The organism is Herbivorax alkaliphila (assembly GCF_030848475.1).
Lineage (GTDB): Bacteria > Bacillota > Clostridia > Acetivibrionales > Acetivibrionaceae > Herbivorax.
This window is the reverse complement of sequence record NZ_JAVDDS010000085.1, coordinates 1-6,413: the sequence shown is the minus strand read 5'-3', so window position 1 is coordinate 6,413 and position 6,413 is coordinate 1. Positions and strand designations below refer to the sequence as shown.

The window sequence follows — 6,413 nt, the reverse complement described above, 5'->3', positions numbered from 1 at the left end:
TATATCAATTGATTTAATTGAAAGTTTTCCACCATACAATAATAATCTTGCAAATTATTATGATTACATAATGTCTAAAATACCAGATGGGCAGAAGGTACCACAGATATTATCAGGTGCACCTTTTTATTTATCAGAAAAGGAGTTAATTGAAATTACTCATTTGGGGCAATTTGTAGGACAAAGCCTAGATGCTATACAAAGTATTCTTAAATTTAATGCATCTAATGGTGGTTATACAATATATCATGAAAGTTTTAGAAGATATATATTAGAATCACTTGAAAAGAAAGAAGTAAATGTAGAAAAAGTTATATATAATGATTTAATTGAATGGCTAGAGAAGAAAGGGTTTTACAAAGATAGAAAATCATATCTTAATTTACTAGTTTTACTTTTTGAATCAAAAAGATTTGACGAAATTTTAAACTACTGCAATAAAGAGTTTGTTGTAGATAGTATTTATTATGGTAATAATATAAGTTCTTTAAGACATAACTTTGAAATAATTATCAAGACCGCATGCGTTCAAAAAGACTATGGATCCCTCATTGTTTGTACTGAGTTAAGCAATATGATTTATAGTTTAGAATATTCCTTTGATGAAAACTCAACAGTATATTATCAGGGAGTTGGACTTATTAATGGATTCAATACTCTTAAGGATACCTTGCTATATGAAGGCCATGTTGCACTTGGATTAAATGAAGGCTTAAAAGTATGTTTTTTATGTTCCACTAACAATATTATTCCAGAATGGGAACCTTATATTGACTTGTTAATTGAATCAAGAAAAACAGATTCTCAACACCACCAAAATAGTTTAGAGAATGAAATGGAAATGTATAAGTATTATATTTGTGCATGTTTAGATATGGGGCAGGAAATGATCGATAGGTTATCGAAAGTTTGGGGAAAAGAAGCATTTGATTATCGAAAGACAGTAATTCAGGAGTACCATAGAAGAGATAAAGTAGAAAATCTTATTGAAATTATTGAAGAAATACCCAACAATAAATACTGGAAAATAAGCGTTTCGGCTTATTTCGGTAATATAAACATCGATGAAAGTTTAATTAGTAAAATTTTTGAGACTTTAAAGGTTTCAGATTCATATTCTGAAGAAACAATGTCATCATTAAAATTCTATGTAGATAATATGGAATGGATAATTCAGCATAGAGAAGATGAATTAAATGGATTTATTAGGGAGATAAAATATAGAAACTGGTACTATAACTGGTTAGTATTTATTGCTGAAGTAAACAAGGTTCTTTTAAAAAAAGAATTAAGTGACAAAGATTTTGAGTCAAATCTTTATGATGCTTATTTATGGCTAATTAAAGATGTAGAGCCATTCAAGGGTACTCCTAGAACATGTGACTTATACAAATATGAAAGCATTATTTATGAAACGATTAAGGCTCCAATGGCTTACATAAGAACAAAAGATGCATGGAGGAAAATACTAGAGTCTGTTAAAATAATGTCTCAGGAGACAATGACTTTTCTGCAGGGATCTACAGGAGGGCCATTACCAACATACAGGCTATTAAATCTCTTTGTTGAAATTGCAAGCAATGAGAACAATGAAATCCTCATTCAAATTTCCGATGAAAAGATAAAGAGGGAAGATAAATATAGATATTATTCATACCTAGCAGATTATTGTTTCAAACATGCTATTATTTTGTCTAAAGCCAAGAAAGAAGACGAAGCAAAACATCAATTTAAACAAGGGGTCAAGTATTTATTATCATATTCTTTTCGAAAAGATCGCACATTTAGTCATCTTCTTGATAGTGTTGAGAGTACATATAATGTTAATAAAGAAATAGGACTACAAAATATTTTGAAGTTAAAACCCCTAGCAGATGCAGTTGTTTATCATACTGATGGGAAAAGCACAAAAACTTATCAGCGAGAATGGTTTGAAATGCTAGCTAATACAGATATTAACCTAGCGATTATCTATTTAAAGAATGAACTTGCTCTATGTGTAAATAGCTGGATACTTGAGGAAAGTTTGGAGTATTTATTAATTGCATGCAATAGTGAGATTGCTCCTGAAATTGAGAATGCAATATATAAGACATTTCCTAATAATACTTCAGAAGCATTTGTTGAGGCATATGTTAAAAACATTGAATGCCTAACAGAAAAAGGTTTTTCACTACAGGCAAGAAGATCTGTTGCGGAACTAATGAGTCGTTTTGGAGTTGAAGGAAAAGTACATATTAGCAATTATTATCTGACTGAGCGATTAAAAAAACTATGTGAAACCTTTGATATTGAATGGAATGACAGTATTTATTATATCGGTCGAAAAAAAGACGGAAATAACTTCAATAAAAAAGTTAAAATTAGAAACCTAGGTGTAAGTCGCTTAAGTTTTGATAAATTCTCAAATGAAGATTTATTAGTATATATAAGTCAATATGGTATAAAAAATGTCGATTTGCAAGGATTACATTACCTTTTTAATAAAGTACAAATTCTAGATGATGAGTCTAAAGTATTTTTAAGTAGTTTTGTTAAAAGTTGTTTCGATAGAAGGAGTAGTGATCCTACAAGAAAAAGGCTAATTGAGTTAATTGATAACTTAGAGTTGGATGATGACATAATGGCATTTATTTATATGCATATGTTTTTAGTCCATGCAGATGGTTGGTATAAGAGGTTTACGGAGATAGATCTTTTTAAAACAGCGTATGAGTATAATTCTCAAGTTGCAGAAAAACATTTTTTTGAGTATATATATAACAATCTTTATTCAGTTGATTACTCATTAGCAGTTGGCGGAGAAATAATCAAAGCTCTAACTGCAATAAACTTTGATAATCAATCCATATTGGAGTATTGGGATGATCTTTTTGATATTATAGACTTTAGGTTATCAGGTCAAATTGAATATGATTGGAGCCCCATAATAGCAAAATCAACTAATTTAGATAGTGAAGAAAAACTCCTATCATTACTTTTGACAAGATTGAAATATGGAGAAGCAAATCGATATAAGTGGGTTATATCTGAATTGAGTAATCTAATTAAACAAGATGAGGTGAGAGAAAAAATTGCGAAACCATTTGTTAAATTTCTTGATGAAAGGGAGCAGTATATCGACTATTCACTTATTTTGTTACTAATGCTAGTTAAGGAGTTTTTCAGTTATGAAGAGTTAGAAAGTTTGGAGATAATAGATTCTATTAGATCTATATATCCCACTCAAAATCCAATAATTAACCATTTGATAAGGATAGTTCTTGGTAAAGGGAAAAACAGACTATATTTGGATTATAAGCATAAATACAATTCTACAGATGACAGAATTAAGAAAATTGATACAAGGCTATTGTTGCTAGAAAAATATGGTGTAGATAATGGTCAAATAATCCATAACTATACTGATGAAATCTTCAGTAAATATTTTACAAAAGAGTTTAGCGACATTTTGTATAGTAGAAAATATAGTGTACTCACTCCTAATGTTTATTTTTATGATATATTAACAAAATATATGGGAAATGAAGTTGATGAGTATTTAAACAGTCATTCTGGGCATCCCCATTTGCAGGATATAGAAGAGGAAATGTTTAGTATTGTCTTAGATGATACAAGGCTAATAATTGCTCAAAATAATTCAATAATCCCTCGCCCAAAAGATTTAAAATTACCTGAGTTTATTGATGATTGTGTAACAGATGTAGAGAAAAGTGATTGGACAAGAATTGCTTATCATGAGAAATGGTTTTACAATCTTGGAGAATATAAAGACAACTTCGGGGATAGTTTTAAAACAATAACGATTCTATCTGGTATTGGATTTAAAGGAACAGATTTATCGATACCTTTTTTAGGATTAAGAAATGAATACAGTTTATTTGATGAGAATTATTATGAAAATATATTGTTTGGGAATCTAAGAAAATTAGATTTTTTCCTCACTACAAATACAACATTGTTTGAAGATTCATACTTAACATATAAAGTAAGGCAGTATTTAGGTATAAGGAGTGAAGTTCTACATCTTTTAGGGATAAAAATGATAGAGAATTGTAATGGAATTGTTGGAATCAATAAAGAAGGAGAAGAAGTTTTAAGATACTCTAGATGGGATGTGAGTTTCTCTGACACTGACAGTGATTCTGATAGAATCCCTTATTTAATAGGTAGCCAACTATTAATGAAAGAGAGTAAGTTTAATGAATTATGTGATTTAGTCAATAAAAAGCCATATTTGTATACAAATAAAATTGACCCATTTAGAAATGATTAATTTAATTATACCTTAAATAGTTGTTATTGACGAATGTAAGAAAAGATTAGAGTAAACCTTATGAGTGTAAGAGAGGTCACGTTACGTAATTAGGCTTATCCGTACATTGAACCCGAAGGCATCTGAACAGCAATATGAAATAATTGTCTAGATAGTGCCGAAATATGCATCATAACTATTTTTAGAAAAGTGTACGTAATTCTTGAAACCTTTTAGATATAATGTTATATTATTTCAAAGGGTTTTTATTATTTATTTAGCAAAGTATAGAGGTTTTGTATTGGTGAATATTAACAATGTTGCGACAAATTATTCAAAACCTTATATGGTATACAGGTGGAATGAAAAAAGTTTTGGCGAACTCTATGATAAGTTAACAAAGCCGGAATACGGCATAGGGCTTAAACTAGAACTTATACCAATTTATATTGCAGTTGTTTTAAGAGAATATAAAGAGCATACTGTAATAACATATAGAAATGTTGAAATGGAAATTACAGGACAGCTATTAGAAAATATAAATCAAAAGCCTTCTGATTATGAAATATATTGTGAAACCTGGGATGAAAAAAAAGAAAAATATATAAATGAAATGGAAAAGATTTTTTCAGAGTATTTAGATGAAAGCGAGAAGAAGTATAATACTTTTGAATACATAGTTAAAGCAGTTCACAGATGGTTTTTACAACTACCTAAATATGCAAAAGAGTATAAAGTGGACTATGTAAAAATACATAAAAAAGAAGGAGTGATAGATAGTTTTACACCTGAAGCTATTGATCAAAAAATAGATAAGTTTAGAAACAGCTTAAGAGGGACTAGAATCAACTCAAGAGATTTTTTGTTTAATAGGCTTTTTAGTATATTTAATACAAAGGATTATGATAAAGTCATAGATGTTTTAAAAAAATGTATTGTATCTTTAGACAATGTTGAGTATGATTTGATAGAAGGATACTTAACGGATAACCTTAAAGAGGTATTTGAACCTAAAGGAATTGAAGGATTAACTTTAACTTCTGCTGCTAAAGATTGGTATGATGGTCTTAAAAGCAGTACAAAAAACAATGTTTTTGCAGATTCAAAAGATCAACTTTTAAAGAAGGTAAAAGAACTAGGCAATGATAATGTGGAGTTTGTAGAGAGTTTAGCTAAGATATTTACTGGATTAAGAATTGATGATTGGAACGATAATACTGTTGAAATCTTTATGAAGGATGTAAAGTCTGCTGTGGATGATATAAATGATTTTGATGAGCAGAATGTGATTGATGTAGGAGACAAGGAGACATATAAAATTAAGTATGCAGATAAAAATGGTGAAGAAGTTGAAATGACATTTGCAAATCAAGATATAGAAGGTTTTAGTGAGAATTTATTAAATGATATAGAGGCATTGTTATTTGAGGACTACAAGGAGGCTGTTTCAAATAGTCAAAAGATAGCGATATTATTGAATGTTCTTAAGAAGTATTGTTAGATTGATATAAAAAAATTGGATTATTGTTTTTATATTAGTAAAATTTATTCAGATAAATTTTTTTACTAAGTATAGTAAAAATCCTATTTTATTAGGAGCAATCTACCTTTATTTTGAGGTTTAAACTAAAATAAATAATAAATATTGAGGAGTCATATTTCAAAATTTTTCTTGAAAACTCGTATCACATATAGTAACATAATTTGTATATAAGTCTAACTATATTTATATTTGGGGGAGTCAATAATGGCAAAACTTAGAGATTATTTAGATGATGATCATCGAGAATATTTACAAAACAAAGTAATTCCTTTTTGTCGTGAATTATGGGGAAAAGATGAAAGATACCCTCATTATAACATACATGGACTAGAGCATTCAGAGAGAATTGAAGCTCGATTAGATAAGTTGTTTACTGACAGGCACTGGAGTCAAGAAGATGCTATGATTTTGTTTCTGGCTATTTATCTACACGATATAGGTATGAATTCAGACAAGATAGAAGAATTCATTTCAAAGGGCGAGCGACCTCAGTATTTTAATGAAGAAACACTAGAAAATATTAGACTTAAACATGGAGAATTAAGTTCTGATTTGATAACTGATCTTCTTGATAAAAATCGAATACTTAATAAACAACTCTCTTTAGAAATACCT

General features: G+C 29.0%; 3 protein-coding genes. All 3 read left to right on the top strand.

The window, feature by feature from the left end:
* Positions 1 to 4,276, top strand: a 4,276-nt coding sequence (locus RBH29_RS16875; protein WP_306698174.1) for a hypothetical protein, incomplete at its 5' end; no start/stop codon positions are given.
* Between the two features lie 280 nt (positions 4,277 to 4,556).
* Positions 4,557 to 5,756, top strand: coding sequence for a hypothetical protein (locus tag RBH29_RS16870; protein ID WP_306698173.1), 1,200 nt, complete (start codon positions 4,557 to 4,559; stop codon positions 5,754 to 5,756).
* 246 nt (positions 5,757 to 6,002) lie between these two features.
* A partial coding sequence (locus RBH29_RS16865; RefSeq protein WP_306698172.1) for an HD domain-containing protein occupies positions 6,003 to 6,413 on the top strand: 411 nt, incomplete at its 3' end.